Annotated in this window: 15 protein-coding genes; 5 read left to right on the top strand and 10 right to left on the bottom strand. The window is 46.6% G+C overall.

What is annotated here, in order from left to right:
• Nucleotides 1-51: 51 nt before the first annotated feature.
• The 3 genes from LZG94_RS13335 to LZG94_RS13325 all read right to left on the bottom strand — a co-directional run bounded on the left by LZG94_RS13335 (nt 52) and on the right by LZG94_RS13325 (nt 5,261).
• The gene (locus LZG94_RS13335; RefSeq protein ID WP_233792366.1) at nt 52-2,808 is read right to left on the bottom strand and encodes a DNA gyrase/topoisomerase IV subunit A; all 2,757 of its coding nucleotides are present in this window, start codon (nt 2,806-2,808) and stop codon (nt 52-54) included.
• Nucleotides 2,809-2,969: 161 nt separating this feature from the next.
• On the bottom strand, nt 2,970-3,623 hold the full coding sequence (locus tag LZG94_RS13330) for a CoA pyrophosphatase (protein WP_233792365.1): 654 nt from the start codon (nt 3,621-3,623) through the stop codon (nt 2,970-2,972).
• 60 nt (nt 3,624-3,683) lie between these two features.
• On the bottom strand, nt 3,684-5,261 hold the full coding sequence (locus LZG94_RS13325; protein WP_233792364.1) for an NAD(P)/FAD-dependent oxidoreductase: 1,578 nt from the start codon (nt 5,259-5,261) through the stop codon (nt 3,684-3,686).
• A gap of 134 nt (nt 5,262-5,395) precedes the next feature.
• Here LZG94_RS13325 and LZG94_RS13320 point away from each other — a divergent pair, with 134 nt between their 5' ends.
• The 3 genes from LZG94_RS13320 to LZG94_RS13315 are packed head-to-tail and all read left to right on the top strand — an operon-like array spanning nt 5,396 to nt 6,795.
• A complete protein-coding gene (locus LZG94_RS13320; protein ID WP_233792363.1) occupies nt 5,396-6,325 on the top strand; it encodes a sugar phosphate isomerase/epimerase in 930 nt (309 codons plus the stop codon).
• Nucleotides 6,264-6,593: a type II toxin-antitoxin system HicA family toxin gene (locus LZG94_RS26555; protein WP_409013278.1), complete on the top strand. Its 330-nt coding sequence runs from the start codon at nt 6,264-6,266 to the stop codon at nt 6,591-6,593. The genes LZG94_RS13320 and LZG94_RS26555 overlap by 62 nt, the downstream gene beginning before the upstream one ends.
• Nucleotides 6,583-6,795 carry a type II toxin-antitoxin system HicB family antitoxin gene (locus tag LZG94_RS13315; RefSeq protein WP_233792362.1) on the top strand — a complete coding sequence of 71 codons (213 nt, stop codon included), beginning with the start codon at nt 6,583-6,585 and terminating at the stop codon, nt 6,793-6,795. Before LZG94_RS26555 ends, LZG94_RS13315 begins: the two co-directional genes overlap by 11 nt.
• A gap of 71 nt (nt 6,796-6,866) precedes the next feature.
• Here the strand turns inward: LZG94_RS13315 and LZG94_RS13310 are convergent, their stop codons facing one another.
• The 3 genes from LZG94_RS13310 to LZG94_RS13300 all read right to left on the bottom strand — a co-directional run bounded on the left by LZG94_RS13310 (nt 6,867) and on the right by LZG94_RS13300 (nt 10,208).
• Nucleotides 6,867-7,766 (bottom strand): sterol desaturase family protein, encoded by a 900-nt coding sequence (locus tag LZG94_RS13310; RefSeq protein WP_233792361.1) that lies wholly within the window; start codon nt 7,764-7,766, stop codon nt 6,867-6,869.
• Between the two features lie 118 nt (nt 7,767-7,884).
• Nucleotides 7,885-9,375 (bottom strand): helix-turn-helix domain-containing protein, encoded by a 1,491-nt coding sequence (locus tag LZG94_RS13305; protein WP_233792360.1) that lies wholly within the window; start codon nt 9,373-9,375, stop codon nt 7,885-7,887.
• Nucleotides 9,376-9,536: 161 nt separating this feature from the next.
• Entirely contained in the window at nt 9,537-10,208 is a 672-nt protein-coding gene (locus LZG94_RS13300; protein ID WP_233792359.1) for a porin family protein, read from the bottom strand.
• Nucleotides 10,209-10,497: 289 nt separating this feature from the next.
• Here LZG94_RS13300 and leuS point away from each other — a divergent pair, with 289 nt between their 5' ends.
• Nucleotides 10,498-13,401, top strand: coding sequence for a leucine--tRNA ligase (leuS, locus tag LZG94_RS13295; protein ID WP_233792358.1), 2,904 nt, complete (start codon nt 10,498-10,500; stop codon nt 13,399-13,401).
• A gap of 71 nt (nt 13,402-13,472) precedes the next feature.
• Here the strand turns inward: leuS and LZG94_RS13290 are convergent, their stop codons facing one another.
• Nucleotides 13,473-13,853, bottom strand: coding sequence for a hypothetical protein (locus LZG94_RS13290; protein WP_233792357.1), 381 nt, complete (start codon nt 13,851-13,853; stop codon nt 13,473-13,475).
• A 160-nt stretch (nt 13,854-14,013) separates the two neighbouring features.
• On the opposite strand from LZG94_RS13290, the gene LZG94_RS13285 reads away from it, so the two are divergent.
• Nucleotides 14,014-14,814, top strand: a complete 801-nt coding sequence (locus tag LZG94_RS13285) for a glycoside hydrolase family 25 protein (protein WP_233792356.1) — start codon at nt 14,014-14,016, stop codon at nt 14,812-14,814.
• A 260-nt stretch (nt 14,815-15,074) separates the two neighbouring features.
• On the opposite strand, the gene LZG94_RS13280 is transcribed toward LZG94_RS13285, so the two are convergent.
• The 3 genes from LZG94_RS13280 to LZG94_RS13270 are packed head-to-tail and all read right to left on the bottom strand — an operon-like array spanning nt 15,075 to nt 17,884.
• Nucleotides 15,075-16,133 carry an agmatine/peptidylarginine deiminase gene (locus tag LZG94_RS13280; protein ID WP_233792355.1) on the bottom strand — a complete coding sequence of 353 codons (1,059 nt, stop codon included), beginning with the start codon at nt 16,131-16,133 and terminating at the stop codon, nt 15,075-15,077.
• A 59-nt stretch (nt 16,134-16,192) separates the two neighbouring features.
• A complete protein-coding gene (locus LZG94_RS13275; RefSeq protein WP_233792354.1) occupies nt 16,193-16,780 on the bottom strand; it encodes a hypothetical protein in 588 nt (195 codons plus the stop codon).
• A 9-nt stretch (nt 16,781-16,789) separates the two neighbouring features.
• A complete protein-coding gene (locus LZG94_RS13270; RefSeq protein ID WP_215232444.1) occupies nt 16,790-17,884 on the bottom strand; it encodes a hypothetical protein in 1,095 nt (364 codons plus the stop codon).
• Between the last annotated feature and the right edge of the window lie 186 nt (nt 17,885-18,070).

Below are 18,070 nucleotides of genomic sequence, written 5' to 3'. Positions count from 1 at the left end.
GCAAAAACAGGCACCTTCCGTTGCCTGTTCAGCGGATTAAGCCTATATTATTTATTCAAAAATGCCAAGCTGGCTTTTCGAATCAGGCCCTTTCTTGTTATCCTTTTTATTTTTAGTGCCTGGTTTTTTATCCTCCTCAGCTTCATCTCCTTCCTGCGGGTCGGCGGTTTCCTCCTCTTTGCCCGTTAAGTTAACTGTATTTTCTGTGATAACTTCTGGTTCTGTTACACCGGTTACATCTTCACTGGTTACCTCTTCTTCCAACACATTTTCGGGCTCTTCCGTTGCTTCCTGCTCCATTACTGGATCTGGCAGGGGAGCAAGCCAGCGGATATTCTTAAACTTGTCATTTGGAAGCTTGTTACCCATTGCCCGCCAGCCGCGTACGTCCACCATTTCTTCAATGATATATTCAGTGGTAGTTTCCTCTTTCTGAGGTGTTTTGGGGTAAACAATTTCGAGCACCGGACGTTTGTCAGTGCTGGCCAGCAGCAGCTTGCTGTTTTTGGCGTCACTGATAAACAGGAATTTTTTGTCCAGCGAGGAAGTCTCTATATTAAAGCGTTTGATGAAATGCTGTTTCTGACCTCCGTCAAAATAGATCGCCGTGATCGCCAGCGTCGGATCAAATTTCTTGACGAGCAGTACCTCATTGGGCACATAGTGATTGGTCAGATCGAAGTTCGTCAGTTCATAGGAACCGTCTTTATAAATAACCAGGATACTATCCGACGGGCCGAAATTGCCAAGATATTCACCTCTTTCGTCACGGTTAAGGCGCCCGATAATCGGGTCAAACCACATATCCACCCCGCCCAGCGTCGAGCGACCGGCTTGCTTCAGCGTAATTTTCCTGATCGGATATTTGGTCAGGATATTACCCATTGCGCTCCTGTTCTTGATTAGCAGCTCTGCGAAATTGAAATCAAACTGCTTGACTTTCGCTTTGCTCTGGGCTGTAAGGTTCACGGTGATTATCTCAGCTTCCCCGTTATCATTGGCAGTGAAATAGGTGATTTTGGATTTGGGAGATCCCTGCGTCAGATCATATTCACGGTCTCTAGTCACCGCTGTGATCTGGCATCTTTTAATGTATGAAACGCCCGTTTTTCCATCCAGATAAACGAGGTTATACACTTTACGTTCATCGTTTTTGATAAAAACCGCACAGTGAATAATGTCCTTTCCAACAAATATCTTCTCCTGCACTTTGGTCACAAGACATTTTCCATCACCCCTAAAAATGATAATATCATCGATATCCGAGCAATCCATCACATATTCGTCCTTTTTGAGACCATATCCGATAAATCCTTCGGCACGATTGACGTACAATTTCTGGTTATTGGCAGCTACGATATTCGCTGAAATCTGGTTGAATGCATGTATTTCAGTTCTTCTTCCACGGCCTTTACCATACTTTTTCAGCAGATCGCGGAAATAGTCGATCGCGAAACGGGTGATATTGGCCAGGTTATCCTCGGTTTCCGCTAATTCTTCCTGCCATTTCCGCATCAGTTCGTCGGCCTTGAAACCGTCGTATTTAGAAATACGCTTGATCCGGATCTCGGTCAGCTCCACAATATCGTCGTCGGTTATTTCCCGGTAGAATTGTGGTTTGAATGGTTCGAGTCCTTTATCAATCGTCCTGATTACCGCTTCAAATGTTTCGCATTCCTCAATATCCCGGTAAATGCGGTTTTCAATAAATATCTTTTCAAGAGATCCGTAAAGGATTTTTTCAAGAAGCGCAAGCCGCTTGATTTCAAGCTCACGTTGCAGCAGGTGCACCGTTTGCTGGGTATTGTACTTTAAAATCTCAGTAACACCTACAAAATGAGGCTTGTCTGCAATAATTATACAGGCATTCGGTGAAATGGACACTTCACATTCAGTGAATGCGTAAAGTGCGTCCATAGTAATATCCGGAGAAACGCCCGGTGCCAGGTGCACCTGTATCTCTACCTCCGCCGCCGTATTATCAACAACTTTTTTAACCTTGATCTTCCCACCGTCATTCGCTTTTACAATGGAATCAATGAGTGAAGTGGTCGTGGTACCGAAAGGAATATCGCGGATAACGAGCATTTTTTTATCCTCTTCCTCAATTCTGGCGCGCACACGCACTTTTCCGCCACGGTGCCCGTCATTGTAATTGGAAACATCTATCTGCCCGCCAGTCAGAAAGTCTGGAAAAATTGTGACATCTTTTCCCTGCAAAATGGCAATGGAAGCCTCGATCAGCTCGCAAAAGTTGTGGGGAAGTATTTTGGTGGAAAGCCCTACTGCAATACCTTCCACGCCAAGTGAAAGTGTTAGCGGAAATTTGACAGGCAGGGTAACGGGTTCTCTTTTCCGGCCATCGTAGGAAAGCTGCCAGTCAGTGGTATCGTCGTTGAATACGATTTCCTTTGCAAATCTGGAAAGCCTTACTTCAATATAACGCGCTGCGGCCGCACTATCGCCGGTACGGATATCTCCCCAGTTTCCCTGGGTATCAAAAAGCAATTCTTTCTGGCCGATATTAACGATCGCATCGTAAATGGAAGCATCGCCGTGCGGGTGATACTGCATTGACGAGCCGACCACGTTCGCCACTTTATTAAAACGCCCGTCGTCCATTTCGTTGAGCGCATGCATAATGCGTCGCTGAACCGGTTTCAGACCGTCTTCAATCGCAGGTACCGCACGCTCAAGAATTACATAAGAGGCATAATCCAGAAACCAGTTTTCATATAAACCCGAAATGGGCACTTTTTCATGCAATCCGCTATCTTCTACGTCAGGCGTAGCTCCGTTTTCGTCCATAAATGAAGGAGGAACCAGGTTTTAAACTAATCAGAAATATAAGGTCTTCATCCACCGGCTTTCGTTGAAGGACTGCAACATATCCAGGTACGTTGCAGCGCGAAAATTGCCGTCAGATTGATTTGAATTAACTGCTAATATAGCAAATAAAGCTATAATTATCAGTTTGCAGCGTCGGGGTCCTGCGCGTTCAGGACAGTCAGCAGCTCGCTGATCATCATCGCTGTGGCACCCCATATTTTGTACCCCTGTACCATATAGTGCGGCGCATGTACCTGCTCGCCGCGCACCTGAATGTCGCTGGATCCGATGATATTAATGTCGGATATTTCTTCCAGTTTGATCTCAAAAATGTCTTCCACTTCGCGCGGGTCGGGGTAGAAATCCGGGCGGTAGGGCATGGCGGCTATCACGGGTAAAACGTAGAAGTTGCTCGCCGGAATAAAGAGCTCCGTGAGGATCCCGAGTATCTTCACATCATTCAGCCGCAAACCGATTTCTTCCTGCGCTTCCCGCAGTGCCGTACGAATAAGATCCTTGTCAGTAAGCTCGTAGCGCCCGCCGGGGAATGCAACCTGCCCCGAATGCACGCCGTCGTAAGCTGGGCGAAGGATCAGGGGAAAGTATATTTCGTTTTGATGGGGATAAAACAAAATAAGGATCGCGCTTTTACGCGTGCGGGAATTGGGTTTAAATGTAAGCCGCAGCTTGCTGGAAGCCTGCATCAGCTTATGCGCCGAATCACCCGGAAGCGGGTACTTCAGTTTTTTAGCTAATTGTTCGGTAAATAACGAAAAGGATTCCAGTGATGCCATCGCGGCTGTGGGGTGTCAGGAATTGGTATTTTACAAATATAACAAATAACGATTGCCGTGTTATACCCTTGCGTACAACTTCGCGAGCTGCTCGGCGCAACGTTCCCCGTCCATAGCAGCCGACATAATCCCACCGGCGTACCCGGCTCCTTCTCCGCAGGGAAACAGGCCTTTGACCTCGGGATGTTCGCAACTTTCGCGCTCGCGGGGAATCCGTACAGGCGAAGAAGTGCGGCTTTCCACGCCGATCAGTTGGGCGTCGGGTGAAAGGTAGCCCCGCATTTTCTGACCAAAATCAATTAATGCCTCCCGAAGCGGAAATGCGATATTTTCGGGCAGGATTTCATAGAGGTCGACCGACTCCAGACCAGGCTGGTAGGAAGTGTCACGCAATTCTGACGAAATTTTCGATTTTACAAAGTCCGTAGCCAGCTGCGCCGGGGCAGTTTGCATTGCTCCCGCCAGCGCACATGCCCGCTGCTCCATTTCCATTTGATATTGTAATCCTGCCAGCGGGCCAAAAGATTTGTAAGGCAGCAGATCCGGTTCTTCTACCGAAACCACCAGCCCTGAATTGGCATAAGGCGAGTCGCGTTTGGAAGGCGACATACCATTTACCACCACTTCGCCGGTAGCAGTGGCGGCCGGCACAATGAACCCGCCCGGACACATACAAAACGAAAATGCGCCCCGCTGCACTCCCTTGTAATTAGTCTGCGTAACCAGCGAATAAGAAGCCGCTGGCAAATAGGGCCCGCGGTCGGTGGCGCAGTGATATTGAATTTTGTCGATCGTATTCTGAGGATGCTCAATGCGTACACCCATCGCAAAGGATTTGCTTTCGATCAGGATATTTTTGGAATGCAACAAAGTGTAAATATCCCGCGCCGAATGGCCGGTTGCCAGGATTACCCCCAGACCTTTGTGCTCGTTTCCATCCCCGGTCACCACACCTTTCAGCTGTCCTTCCGTAACAAGGAAGTCAGTTACTTTTGTATTGAAATGAATCTCTCCGCCAGCTTTCAAAATGCTCTCCCGCATTTCTGAAACTACTACCGGCAATTTATTGGTACCAATATGCGGGTGGGTATCGATCAGGATCTGCTCACTTGCACCGTGCTGGACAAATATTTCCAGAATCCGGCGAATATCACCGCGTTTGTTGGAGCGGGTGTACAATTTTCCGTCCGAGTAAGTACCCGCCCCGCCTTCGCCGAAACAATAGTTGGATTCGGGATTAACAACATGTTCCTTATTGATAGCCGCCAGATCTCGTCGCCGGGCGCGCACATCTTTTCCTCTTTCAAAAATGACAGGTTTGATACCCAGCTCGATCAGTCGCAGCGCGGCAAACATACCCGCCGGGCCGCAGCCAATAATGAGCGCCTGCGGACGGGCGCTGACGTCTTTATATTCAAAAACGGAAGTAACCAACGACGGAGGAAGTTCATTTACATAAACCTCTGCCTGAACATTCACTTTTACTTGCCTGCCACGCGCGTCGATTGACTGGCGTGTTTTTCGAATAAAAGGCTGATCTGCTTCGCGAATGCGGAGTTTCCTGAAAATATGTTGTCGGAATTGCTCTTCGTCCAGAGCGATCTCCGGCGCGAGCGTAAGTTGAAGCGTATGATGCATAAGAAAGGGATTTATCCTTTAAGTGATACAAAGGTAAAAAATTTCCCGCGCTGATGCCGCAAGAATACAGCCACCGACCTACCGGGTAGCATCGTCGACAATGCTACTTTTGTAATAAATTTCACTTCATATATATGGAAACGAACCGTCGTCAGTTTCTCCGTTCAATACCTGCCTTGGCTGCCGTGCCGACTCTATTGTCACTCCCGAATCCATTGGGCCAAACCGCTGCGCCTTTTCCACTTTCCTGCAACCAATACTCCTGGATCACGTTTTATGCCCGTGACGGGAAGGATTGGTCTGCAAATTTGGACGCGTCATTCGCTGATTTCGCATCGACTGGCTTGAAAGCCTACGAACCTGCATTGAACAATGCGGAAGATGTAACGAAGCTTTTGCCCCTTTTGAAAAAGTACCAGCTTTTAATGCCGTCGGTTTATGTGAATACCTCTTTGCATCAGGCAGAGGAAGCTGCGAAATCTATTGAATCGGTGCTTTCGATTGCGGATGCATTAAAACCGGCGAATACCAAGATTGTAGTAACAAACCCTAATCCGATCAAATGGGGGAGTCAGGAGAATAAATCGGATGCGCAACTGGCGGAACAGGCGAAGAATATGGATAAGCTGGGGGCTGAGCTAAAAAAGCGCGGCATGACGCTAGCTTACCATACCCACGACGTGGAGCTGCGGGCTGCGGCGCGGGAGTTTCATCACATGCTGCTGGCAACCGATCCGAAAAACGTATCACTTTGTCTCGACGTACATTGGGTGTACCGCGGCGCTGGTAATTCGCAGGTTGCTCTATTTGATATTGTTAAATTGTACGGAAAGCGCATTGTAGAGCTGCATATCCGTCAATCGAAAGGCAGTATCTGGCAGGAAACCTTTGGCGAAGGTGATATTGATTATCCACGACTAGTCACTGCGATGAATGCTATAAATGTAAAGCCGCATTTTGTTTTGGAACAGTGCTTAGAGAAAACTTCTCCAAAAACGATGAATGCAGCGGAGGCACACAAAGTGGATATGGTTGAGGCAAAACGTGTTTTTGGAATCTTGTAAAATATATATGGGGCAATTTGAAAAGTTGATATTTAAACTACTTTCGGGCGCTGCTGATAATAATTTCAGTTTCAATGATTTAAGATCTATTCTTTTAAATCTTGGCTTCACAGAAAAAACAACGGGAGGTAGTCATCGAATTTTTTATAAGGAAAATATTGCGGAAATTGTCAATATCCAGCCTGATGGAAACAAGGCTAAACCTTACCAGATCAAACAGGTCAGAGCAATAATCTTGAAATACAAGCTTGTCAATTATGAACAGTAAATACGAGCTCATCATTTATTGGAGCGAAGAAGATAGCAGATTCATTGTCGAAGTGCCAGAGTTGCCTGGCTGTATGGCCGATGGAATTACCCAGAGCGAAGCGCTTTCAAATGCGCAAACGGTGATTGACGAATGGATCGCAACAGCCAGAGAACTAAATCGCGAAATTCCCAAAGCAAAAGGGAAATTAATGTACGCATGATAGTTGACCATATTTATCTGCTAATACTACGTGCTTTTATTGCAGAAAACAATGTGATTCATTTTCCGGATTCACAATCTGCTCTGTAAATCCTTGCTCGTTTCCCGCGACCCGTCGTGCGACCAGCCTGGCGCTTTCAGCAAATATTTGAGTTTTGTCGGAAGATCCACAGGCTGCCGAAAATCCCGCCCGATCTCTTTCCACTCGTGAAAAACGGTCTGCACCACGTTTTCGGGCTGCATTGGTTTTGTCAAACCGTAACGTGGCGGTACCTCCGCCATTTCTTCCTGAAACGTTCCGAATATGCGGTCCCAGATAATCAGGCACATACCCATATTTTTATCCAGGTATTGCACGTTGCTCGCGTGGTGCACGCGGTGGTGAGAAGGGGTAACCAGCAAATATTCCAGCCAGCCCAGTTTTTTGACATATTCGGTATGCACGATAATGCCGTAAATCTGTGTCAGGGAATACATGACGATGATATCCGCAGGTTCAAAACCTAAAATAGCGAGCGGGATAAAGTAAATAAAGCGGTACAGCGGTTGGAAAACAGACGAACGAAAACCGGTTGTCAGATTGAAGTGCTCAGAAGAATGGTGCGTAACGTGCACCGCCCAGAATAGCCGGCAATGGTGATCCACATAATGCAAAGTATAGAAAGCGAGGTCTTCCAGCAAAAAGAGCAAGAGCCAGTAAGCGAACGGATTCTGGATCGGAGCAAATAATGCGAGGTTGTAGAACCACAGCAGAACAGTTACATAAACTGCCCGGAAGAGAAGGTCAATACCGCCATTGCAAAGCATCAGGACAGCATTAGTGACGCTGTCCCGGAATGAGTAGGAGGGCCTGGCGGAATGGTCGTGGCTGGTTTGCCGGTACGTAAGGAAAATCTCTAAACCTATTAACAACAAATAAAACGGAGTGGAAATCTTCAACAGGAAATCCTCAAAGTTGTATGTGCCAGGCATCGTAGTATTTACAAATAGTTGGCAAATATAACCGGGTATAGAATCAAAGATTTTTCTGCATCGATTTCTAAGAAAATTTTAATGTAGCCACGCTAAAACGCTCTGAATCATGACCGTGTTAGGGAATAATTTTCTTCAATGCTTTCCTCAAAGCTTCGTTCTTAAATTTCTTTTGAAGGATGATCGGTGCCGCGATCCGCTCGCGGCAATCGTAGAGTGAACATCTTTCGCACGTTTGATTCACTTCGCGGGAAGGCAGCGAGGGATCGTCGAGGAATGCCAGCTTCTCCCTGGTAGGTTCGTCGAGGTAAATGCCCATTGAAACGCTGACATTCAGATTGGGCGTCGGCGACATCTGCTGTGCAAAACTGATCACCAGGTATTGGTCCTGCGTGTCGACGTAAGTTGATTTCTGCGCCTTGCACAATACCTGCGGCTGCTCCTTGCTATTGATTTTGTCGGCCAGATCGTTCAGGATCGTGAGCGCCACCCAGCGGCGACAATAGTGCTCGTCGCGCACTGTATGCGGATAATGCTTTCGGGAAATGTGCATTTCCTTCGTCATATCGAACACATTCTGACCTACGAAATTATTGAACCGTGAAAAGAAGATCTGATTAATACCAAAATAGCGCGGCAGGATATTGCTGAGCCGGTAACAGAAAGATTCGGGGGTAGTATTAAAATGATGGATCAACCGGATAAGCTGATCAGGCTGCCACGTTTTCTGCGCAAAAACATCGGTAATAGCCGGTACAAGCAGACTCCTCTTGATAATGATCGCGCTCGCAAAGTACGAGGCTTTGAAGTTATTAAGCAGCTGCTCAAACGTTTCAGCTTCTACGAGCGCGGTGGTTTGCAAGCGATTTTTCAGACCTAAATACAGATACCCAAGTTCACGACCGTAAATGAATGCACGCTGGACCGAAGACAAATGTGCATTGAGGAGCAACCGGTTACCTAATATATTGTTGATCGTAAGCGAACGTACCGTTGAAAATTCAGGGTTTGTCCGTTCATTGATCTGCTCGATTTTGTAATTGAATTTCGTTTTCAGAATCCCGGCAAGAAAATGCTCGTCGAGCAGTTTTTCCGGCTCCACGTTATGCTCTGTTAGAAAACGCTCGGCTTCCAGTTCTATATCTTCGAAATAATTGTCGTGCATTTCCTGGTAAGTCCGCAATGCAGAGAAGTAAAACTTCTCAATCGACATATTGTAATTGCGCGCGATCTCGATCAATGTGCCCACAAATGCACTGATCTTCATCGGCGCGTCGGACAGGATTTCAAGCAGGTTAGCAGGATCAATACCGAAGAGTTCAAGCGGCAGTTCGGTGAGAATATTGGAGCTCAATAAGTCCGAAATCGGTTCCAGTCGCTTGCTGAGTTTCAAAGAGACCAGGGTATCGTAGTCGACATCGATGGCCCGTGCGAGCGCCAATATTTTGTCAGACTTCGGGTATTTTTTTCCTTTTTCAATTTCATTGATATAGGAAATAGATAAGCCCGATTTTGCAGATAATTCACTTAATGAAAGACCCTTATCCAGTCGCAGCTGTTTAAGTTTCAATCCAAATACCAACCTAACATTATCTGTATTTATCGCCACTGTTTTGGATGAAAAGGCCTGATTTGAGAGGTTCGCTATCAGGCAATTTAATTAAAGAATCGCAAAAGTAGAAATCAGATCATTTGACCCGACAGACAAACAATAAAAAACGGGACCGATCAAATGATGGTCCCGTCGATATGATGCTGGTTGCGCCTGACTTACAAAATAGCGAAGCCGAGCGTTGCCTGGAACAGATTGCTTTTCTTTCCAAATTGAGATGCAGTAGTCGCGTTGTTAAAGTTGATCTTCACAACATCTGTGAAATTTCCTTCGTAACGCACATCAAGACTTAATCTTCCGAAATCAAGACCTACACCTGCCTGGTAACCGTAAGCAAGGCGGTTTTTGAATTCTGCCTCTGAATTGCCGCCGGTCACATCGTCAAATGAGTCGCCGAGTTTTCCATTGCTGTTCAACCTCAAAGAAGCCATCGGGCCGACATTGATGCGGAAGAATTTAGCGATTCTTACACCGAAAAGGATCGGTACGTCGAGGTTAGAGAAACGTACGTCTACTTTTCCATCCGAGTTCTGTACACCATCTTCATAAACATTAAATCTTCCTCCTTTTTGAGATAGTAAAAATTCAGGCTGGATATATGCATTCTTACCAAATCTGAAAAATACACCACCTACGAAGCCCAGTGAGCGGTTATCGTTGTCTTTAAAGTCAAATGCGTTTCCGCCAGAGTTTAATGACAGGTCGTTACTTCCGTTGATATTAGAAAGGTTTGCCCCAGCTTTAATACCAAATCTGAAAGCAGGATCGTATTGGGCCGATGCGGAGTAGCTGATCAATAGTGCACACAGCGCAATTAGAATGTTTTTCATAGCAATATGAATTAGATAGTTTGAATGATGAATACCTCTTTATTAAATTTTATTAAAAAGCTATGCCGGGTGCGGAGAGTAGGTATGAATGCGCTTCTGGGCATTAGTTTCCCCAAATACGCTTTGCAATGGCTGTTTCGCAGGTTATTCACGGCAGAAGAAGCTGGATACGATCAAAAACGCTATTTTTGCGCGTTGTTTCAATAAATATTTTAATCACCTTCCTATTACAGGGCAGCTTTCGCAATCGGTTTCTTCAAGGATTGGGAATGCATTTAAATGATAAGCTATGAGTGAGTATAGTCATGGGGAAATAGAGAAAAAATGGCAGGGTTTCTGGGAACGAAATGGGACTTACCATGTTTCAAATCAATCTGACAAACCTAAATACTACGTGCTGGACATGTTTCCGTATCCTTCCGGAGCGGGCCTGCACGTGGGACACCCGCTGGGGTATATTGCCTCCGATATTTATTCCCGTTATAAAAGGCTGAAAGGTTTCAATGTGCTGCACCCGATGGGATTCGACAGTTTCGGTCTGCCGGCTGAGCAATATGCGATCCAGACCGGCCAGCATCCTGCGATCACGACCGAGCAGAATATATCCCGCTATATTGAACAGTTGAAAAACCTGGGTCTGAGCTACGATTGGAGCCGCGAAGTGCGCACTTCCGATCCGGGCTATTACAAATGGACCCAGTGGATCTTCGGCGAGCTTTTCAATAGCTGGTACAATAACGATTCCGACAAGGCTGAGCCGATTGAAACGTTGACCCAAAAATTTAGCGAAAGCGGAAATAAAAGGGTTAATGCGCCCGCCGACGAGGATACCCCGCAATTCACGGCCGAAGAATGGAATGCATTTTCAGAAGAAGAACAATATAAGATTACATTAAAATACAGGCTCACCTACGTAGCCGACGCGACCGTAAACTGGTGCCCGGGCCTGGGTTCTGTATTATCAAATGACGAAGTAAAAGACGGCGTTTCCGAGCGCGGCGGATTTCCGGTTATCCAGAAACTGATGCGTCAGTGGATGATGCGCATCACCGCCTATTCGCAACGTTTGCTTGACGGACTGGACACCGTAGACTGGACAGATTCATTAAAAGAACAGCAACGCAACTGGATCGGAAGATCGGTAGGCGCGCTTGTGAAGTTTCAGGTTTGGGAAGAAAGGGAGGAAGGGAGGAAGGAGGATGGAGAAAGAAATCCATATTCCGTTCCTCCATCCTCCGTTCCTCCATCCTCCGTTCCTCCATCCTCCCTTTTCTCCCCCTTCATCGAAGTCTTTACCACCCGTGTCGACACGATATACGGGGTTACTTTTATGGTGATTGCTCCGGAGCATGAGTTGGTGGACCAGATCACTACTACCGAGCAGCGCGGGGCGATTGATGAATATATTGCGATGACGCAGAAGAAGTCGGAGCGTGACCGAATGTCGGATGTAAAAACGGTTTCAGGTGCATTCACGGGGGCATTTGCGATCAATCCTTTTAACGGGGAGAAAGTGCCGGTTTATATTGCTGACTACGTTTTGGCGGGTTATGGTACCGGCGCAGTCATGGCAGTACCTTCCGGCGATCAGCGCGACTGGAACTTTGCGAAGCATTTCGACCTGCCGATCATCCCCATTCTGGATGGACAAAAAGACATAGAAACACAGGCCGACGCGACCAAGGAAGGCAAGTATATTAATTCGGGAATCATTAACGGACTGACTTTCCACGAAGCGAACAAGGTTTTGATACAATACCTCGAAGAAAAGGGTATTGGAAAAGGAAAGATCAATTACAGGCTGCGCGACGCGGTTTTTAGCCGTCAGCGCTACTGGGGCGAGCCGGTTCCCGTTTTTTATAAAGAAGATAGCACCGGAACTCCGGTACCTTATCTGATGTCTGAAAGCGAGTTGCCGCTGAACTTGCCGGACGTTGATAAATACCTTCCGACAGAATCAGGCGAGCCGCCGCTGGGACGGGCGCAGGATTGGCAGCACAGCTCTGGTAATGCTTACGAACTGAGCACGATGCCGGGTTGGGCGGGCAGTAGCTGGTATTGGTACCGGTATATGGATCCTAAAAATCAGTCGGAATTTGCTTCGCAGGAAGCGATTGGTTACTGGCAGAATGTGGATTTGTACATGGGCGGCACCGAGCACGCGACCGGGCATTTGCTATACAGCCGGTTCTGGAACAAGTTCCTGAAAGACAGAGGTTATGTGCCTCAGGAAGAGCCTTTCAAAAAGCTGATTAACCAGGGAATGATCCAGGGGCGCAGCAGTTTTGTGTACCGTGTAAAAAGCGAAGACTACAACAATCCAACCTTCGTAAGTGCCGGATTGCGCGACCAATATGAAGTTTCCGCATTACACGTGGACGTGAATATCGTGCAGAATGATGTGCTTGATATTGAGAAATTTAAAGCGACGCGGGCGGATATTGGTGCTGGAAATGCGACTTTCATTCTGGAAGATGGGAAATATGTGTGTGGGGTGGAGATCGAGAAAATGTCGAAATCCAAATTTAATGTCGTAAATCCCGATGATATTGTAGAGAAATACGGAGCAGATACATTGCGTTTGTACGAAATGTTCCTCGGCCCGCTGGAACAGGCTAAACCCTGGAATACGCACGGAATTGACGGTACTTATCGCTTTATACGCAAGCTGTGGCGGTTGTTTTATAACGACGCGGGACAGTCGGTCGTAAAAGATATTCCTGCCAAACCGGATGAATTGAAAATCCTTCACAAAACGATCAAAAAGATCGAAGAGGATATTGAAAACTTCTCCTTCAATACTGGCGTGAGCGCTTTTATGGTTTGCGTAAATGAGCTGGGCAGTCTGAAATGTCACAGTATAACGGTATTGCAGGAGCTGGTAATTTTGATATCTCCTTATGCGCCACATATTGCGGAGGAACTTTGGGCGGCGTTGGGCAATGCGGAAGGAACAGTTTCGAGCGCCTCGTTCCCGAAATGGGAGCAGCAGCACGTGATCGACGCAATTTTTGAATACCCTGTGCAGATCAACGGAAAAGTGCGCATCTCACTTCCTTTCCCGCTCGATACACCGGGTGACGAAATCGAAAAGGCGGTACTTGCAAACGAAACGGTAGTAAAATGGATGGAAGGAAAACCTGCGAAAAAGGTGATCGTCGTTCCAAAACGGATCGTGAATGTTGTGATCTAGAATTTTTATTAATACAAAAAGAAAGCCCGGTGCAATTGAATGCGCCGGGCTTATTTTTTGGCTAACAGATATTATTTAATGGCAAGTACGCGCTCCACAGGTTGCTCGGACAGTTCAAAGGTTTTGATCAGTTTCTCGCCTTTTCCGGTAATCTGAATGGTGTAAATTCCGCTTGGCAGATTTTTTACATTCAGTGCTTTTCTGAATTTCTCGGTATCCTTTCCGATCACTTCACGGAACATTACGTGGCCTCTGTCATTGGTTACCAGCACCATCGCATTGCAGTCTGCATATTTATCTACATTGATGTGAATGTTACCTGATTTTGAAGCGAAAATTCCGGTACCGAAACTGGTTACTTTTTTGGTTTCCTTATCGTCGGCAAAAGTATTGGCAGTAAAAACAACAGTGAATGCTACTGCGAAGGCGATTGATTTAAGTAAGTTTTTCATGGCTAATGGATGTTTAAAGGTTCTGTGACTGCTGTCCCTCTTGGACATAACAAAGATAGGTGACGACAGGTACTATGTATTACAAAGTACAGGAGCGGTTGAGATCCAAAATAAGTGGTTGTAGCTGCGGAACACTGAACTTTGCTATTTTTGCAGCATAATGGCGAAAAAGAAAATTAAGTCCTCTCCGAAGAAAATACCCTATTTAAAGCCCCTTCCGCCCAAAGGCTGGGCGATTATTGCCGGGGTCGTTTTACTGATAGCGGGCATCATCTGGTGGCGCGACAGCAAGGATGAAAACCAATGGGAGTTTGTCAGCAAGTTCGGTATCCGGCTGCCGATGCGGTACACAATCCACGGGATCGACGTATCTCACCACAATGCGAAGATCAACTGGGACAAGCTGAGAAATACACGATCGGGTGAAGTGAAGATCGACTTCGTGTACATCAAAGCGACCGAGGGCGCGACGCATTTAGACAAACAATATAAAAGAAACTGGAACGAGGCAAAAAGGGTAGGGATGAAACGCGGGGCTTATCATTTTTATAATCCCAGGGTGATGTCCGACAGGCAGGTGCAGAACTTCATCGGCCAGGTGAGGATGGAAGCCGGGGATATGCCGCCCGTGCTGGACCTGGAAACGCACGCCGGCCGGCCCGACGATATCATTATAAAAGGGGTAAGAAACTGGCTCACGCAAATAGAAAAGCACTACGGCGTGCGGCCTATTATCTATGTAAATGAATATTTCTACAAAAAGTATATAGCCGGAAATTTCGACGACTACCCGCTCTGGCTCGCCGGCTATTCCCGCGACGATATCAGCGACCTGGCACTCGATTCGCAGGTCCTATTCTGGCAACACAGCGAAAAAGGCTGGGCCGACGGGATAAGAGGATTCGTAGACTACAACGTATTCCTGCACGAAGGAGACGACTGGGCCGCGCTGGGGGAGTAGTAAACCCCAACCCCTGAAGGGGCTAGCAGGTCTCCTAAAAACCCCAAACCCCTTAAGGGGCTTTATGAGGTCTTTTGCAACAACGAAAAGTCCCCCTTGGGGGATTTAGGGGTGAATTTTTTAAGTCCAACGAGCCCTAATCTCAAACCAAGCCTCCTAAAACCCCCAACCCCTAAAGGGGCTTTACTTTAATTTTTTGCACTACCTAAAAGTCCCCCTTGGGGGATTTAGGGGTTTTTTTGTCCAACGAGCCCTAATTTTCAAACCAAAGGCTCCTGCTGGCTCAAACAGTGAAAACTACCTTGTCCCCAGATGATCTCAGTCGCTTCGAGCGGAATGATCTTTCTTCCCGCAAATGCTTTCTCCAGGATGTCAATCGCAACTTGGTCGTTTGGATTATTGAAGACCGGAACGATGACGCCGATATTGCAGATTAAAAAGTTAGCGTAGGAGCCGGGTGTGCGGAAACCGTCGATCACCACTGCTTTCGGCATCGGAAGCTCAATGATATTCAGCTGTTTGCCATTTACCAGCCGCATTTTTTTAAGTAAATCCAGGTTGGTTTGCAGAATTTCGTAGTTCTCGTCCTCTCGATTTGACTCGACGCAGGCCACCACGGTATCTTCGTTGATAAACCGCGTGGTATCGTCAATATGCCCGTCGGTATCGTCGCCGACAATGCCGCCTTCTACCCACAATACCTGCTCCACGCCGTAATAATCGCATAGGTATTTTTCAATTTCTGCCTGTTTCAAATGCGGGTTGCGGTTGATATTCAGCAAACAGGATTTGCTGGTCAGCACACTTCCGGCGCCATTGAATTCCACCGCGCCGCCTTCCATGATAATACCCGGATTAACGATCGGTAAGTTCAGGTATTTCGCTACTGCGGCAGGTGTGCGGTTATCGTCGTCATAAGGTGGATATTTGCCTCCCCATGCATTGTGGCCCCAATCGACGATCATTTTTTGCATTGTTTCAGGGTTGATCAAAAACGAAGGCCCGTGATCTCGGCACCACGCATCGTTGGTAGGTTTTATGATAAATTCGATTTTTGAAAGATCGACGCCGGTGCGGAAAAGTTCTGCTGTGATAAAGCTTTTAAGATTCTCATTATCAGCAATAATGCCCACATTTTCACCCTGACTGATCGCCTTAATGAATGCCAGATATTGCGGCCGCATTTGCGCCAGCTTTTCTCCCTGCCAGGACGATTCGTTATGCGGAAATGTGAGCCAGGTAGCCCGGTGCGGATGCCACTCGGGAGGAAAAATGAAACCGGATTCTTTGGGGGTTAACGAAGTATGTAGCTCAGACACGATTTTGCGATTGGTAATGAATACCGCAAAGGTCGGAAAGGTTTTGGGTTAAGGCAAAATCAATTATTAGCCACCATTACATTATCTACCAGATACGTACCGTCGACTGTTTCGAGGTGATACGCTTTGGTCACGCGTCTGGCGTTTTCCTTTACCGCACCTATTTTCCAAAGGGATACCAGGCCGGTGGCAGGTTCGTAGTGGTACAAAACGTCCTTCTTCGAAAGCTTTTTCATTCTTTTTTTGCCGTGACTGGTTTGGACCCGGTGGTCGGGCGTGGCCTCTATCAGCAGCGCGGGGACTATTTGCTGTGATTCCGCGACAGTTTCGGCCGGGCGGAGATAAAATGCGGTTAATGCAGAATAGGGTTGGTTAAAAACATCGATCTGCTTCACCTGCGTGGCGGTCGTTTTCCCGCCCCGGCAGGTTTTAACATGTTCGCCAATCTTTACATCCGCGATCGGTTTAACACTACCGTCGGCCATTGTTACGGGCGCACTTCCGGAGAAGTACTGGTAACGCTTCTTTTTCTTTGAAACTTTGATCGTTTCCTCAGATTTGATCTGCCCGACGGACATATTGTCGGTCTGGGCAAATACACTGAGCGATACGAGTAAAAGGAGTGAAGTACTTGCTAGTTTAATCACAATGGAAGTTTATGCTTTTGACATTTTTACAAAAACTTTACTTAATGCATTCGGCAGCGCACCAATGGCGATCAGTACCAAACCTACCGTGATCAGGGTAGAGTTGTGCGCGAAGAATGTACCGGAAGAAAGGATTGCGAGAATTAAAATCGTCGAAAAAGGCAGTGAGAAAGCAAGGAGCAATACAGCCAGTTCGAGGTCGAAAGTCCGTTTTTCTTTGGGTAAACCTTTTGCGTCTTCTTTGATATTGAATGCCGAAATATGCGCGAGAGGCCAGAAACTAGCGGCACTCAGCGGGATCACGATCGCCAGCAGGATCATTGCATAATCGTTGATATTCAGTACATAAATCATCCCCGCGCTGATCAGCATCGTGATACCTGCCCTGAAAAACAGGATACTCGCGACAATGCGTTTTTTTCCTTCTTTTAGTTGAACTGCAAGCCCGATGAACAAAAGCACAAGCGGTGTCATCATCGCGCTGGTTTTATCAAAAAGATCCGTCACGATCGGCGGCAATGTATTGTAGTTGATTCCCAAACTCAGGAGAATGATCGCAAGGAAAATCAGCAGGTTAATAGGCTCCTGGAACATGCTCGCAAAAAGACTTTTCAGCTTGCCGCCCACTTTGGTTTCCTTGTCGTTACTGTTTTTCAAAAACATATTCATAGCGAGAATATAAAGAGAAATCAGCACGAAGAACTTGTTGCCAACATCAGCCAGCGCCGCAATCGCCAGACTTTTTTCCCCTAAAAATTCAGCGATAAAAGGAAAGCACGAAAGTCCCGGCGCGAGAGAAGGAATGAGCATCATCAATGTTCTTCCGGTCGGGCTGTTTTTCTCAATACCAAATAATGCAAAAGCCAGCGGCGCCGAGAAAAACATCAAAAAGTTGAAAACCAAAGTCACCAGCGGGATAATGATCATCGAAGAATCAATATCGATCTTCATCAAAGAAATGAATATGGTCGAAGGCAATGCAACCGACAGAATGATTTCCTTGATCCCATTAGTCTGATCCTTGTTCTTGAATTTGCTTTTCAAGAGCAGTCCAAGGGATATTAGCAATAAGAGTGTTATGGTTTTTTGCAATGCATCACTCATGATTGGAAATGTTGATGTGGCAGGTGTTTTTCAATGGTTGGTAATGGGGGGGTGTTTGGGGGGTCAGGTTGTCATTGATGGTCAATTTTTGTCATTTGTGGTCATTGCTTGTCATTAAGTCATTGATTGTCATTAAGGTCATTGGTTGTCAGTTATGGTCATTTGTCGTCATTTATTGTTTGACGT

The sequence above is a fragment of the Dyadobacter sp. CY343 genome (assembly GCF_021390335.1).
Taxonomy (GTDB): domain Bacteria; phylum Bacteroidota; class Bacteroidia; order Cytophagales; family Spirosomataceae; genus Dyadobacter.
The sequence above is the reverse complement of the archived record's forward strand: the minus strand, read 5'-3'. Positions and strand labels throughout refer to the sequence as shown.